This window comes from Streptomyces sp. NPDC056160 (assembly GCF_042268205.1).
Taxonomy (GTDB): Bacteria; Actinomycetota; Actinomycetes; order Streptomycetales; family Streptomycetaceae; genus Streptomyces.
Genome location: NZ_JBHJUW010000323.1, coordinates 1 through 1,875, shown reverse-complemented (window position 1 = coordinate 1,875; position 1,875 = coordinate 1). Strand labels below are relative to the sequence as shown.

Annotated in this window: 1 protein-coding gene; it reads right to left on the bottom strand. The window is 65.0% G+C overall.

What is annotated here, in order from left to right:
- On the bottom strand, positions 1-1,818 hold a 1,818-nt coding region (locus ACFC02_RS42425), incomplete at its 3' end, for a methyltransferase (protein ID WP_376368360.1).
- Positions 1,819-1,875: the final 57 nt, after the last annotated feature.

The window sequence follows — 1,875 nt, the reverse complement described above, 5'->3', positions numbered from 1 at the left end:
CGATTCCTTGCCCGGCGCGGCCGCCGACGCGCGCGGTCCGTCCGGGAGTGCGGGAGCCGCCGGGGGGCGTGCGTCGAGGACTGTCCCCGGGCATGAGGGACGTGTCCGTCCGTCCCGGGGGTCCGCCTGCCTGGGTCCGCGTGCGCGTCCGTCCGTATGGGAGGCGCGGGGCGGGCCCGGTGGCCCGGAGCCCGGCCCGCGCCGGCAAGGCGCTCCAGGGGCAGTGGTGGGTCGGATAGCCGTCGAGACCAGCAGGTTCAGTTCCATCGGCAGCCGCTTGACCTCGTCTACGCGGAATCCTGCTTCGAACAGGAGCTTTTCGTATTGTGACAATCTGCGTTCCTGGCCGCCGGTAATTGCGAGCATCTGTAGGTCCCACAATGCGGCCAGTTTTCCAGGCTGTGACGGAGCGGTGTCATTCGGCAGGAGACGCTCCACCACCAGCAGTCTGGTGCCATGACCGCAGGCGCGACGACAATTTTCCAGGATGCGTGCGCAGTCCTCATCACTCCAGTCGTGCAACACGCGCGAGAGGAGGTAGATGTCTCCGCCTTCGGGCACCTTTGAGAAGAAGTCGCCCGCGATGGACCGATAGCGGTCACGGTAGGCTGCTTCATTGTGCTCAGCCACCGCGTCTTCCAACGCGTGAGCACGGTCGAAAACGATCCCGGAGACCGAAGGGTGATCGCGTAAGACGGCCCCCAACAGTGTGCCGTTTCCACCGCCCACGTCGATCACAGTCGCCCCGGCCGGAAACGCGTACGAGCGGGTCAGTTCGTCCGCCACCGCGATCGTGACGGCTTGCATCGCACGGTTGAACTTTTTGGCGTCCGTCGGGTGACCGGCGAAGTACTCGAAATGCTCGACGCCGTAGTGGTGACTGAACGCGGTGCGCCCGGATCGTACGGCCGCAGTGACTTCACTCCATGCGTCATAGAATTCATTACCGTAGAGCAGAGCCAGTTCGCTGAACGGGTTATCCGCCCGCAGTAGATCGCCCATCTTAGTGTTGGTATAGGTGGTGTCATCGAGCTGTCGAACCAGCCCGAGGTGGTTCAGGTAATGGAGCAGGCGGCTGATCGCGGCGGGTTCGCAGCGAGTTCGTTCCGCCACTGCGTCCGCCTTGAGCTGTCTTCCATGCAGCACATCCGCAAGACCAATTTCGGCCGCTACGTGCACCGCTCGCGCGGCCCAGTGGCCAGCCAGGACCGACAACAGCGCGGTGCGTTCGTCCGGCGCCTCAGCCTGGGCAATCCGGTGTGCGGAGAGAACGTCGGGGTGGTTCCCCGCACAGGTAAGCTCCACGCGGTGGATCCGCCCCGCATCGGATATTCTCCGGGGGGCCTTGAAGTACAACACCGTCCGCCCACCCGCGGCCGCGTCGTCGTTCGGGTTGTAGCCGCCGCCGTCGGGGGTCATTCCGAGCTTCTCGCGGCAGTTACGCCACACCTGTTCAAGGCTTTCGCTACGGACCGTCCACGCTACGTGAGCCTCGGCCTCTGTCGCGCGCTCCCGAGCGACGATTCCCAGGTGAACCCGATCCGCGATCGCCTGCGGCAGGACGAAGACCTCGACTCCGCCCCGGTCCGCGCTCCGCGGGTGGCCATGCACAATCGAGACGTCCAGGGCTTCTTCTGGCACCCCGTACCGGCGGGCAAGGCGATCGCGTACCACCACACTGGGTATGGGCAGGCCGACCTCAAACCCTGCGCGGGCCAGGAACATCCGGACGTCCTCGACACTGCCCGGGAATACCAGGGTCGCAATGTGGTCGAAACTGATGTCACTGTCGGCTTTAGTTGCCATATCGTCGTCCATACGGGGGAAGAGGTTTTCCATTGCAGCCTGCGCCGCAAGAGTGACCGCGTCCGCCAA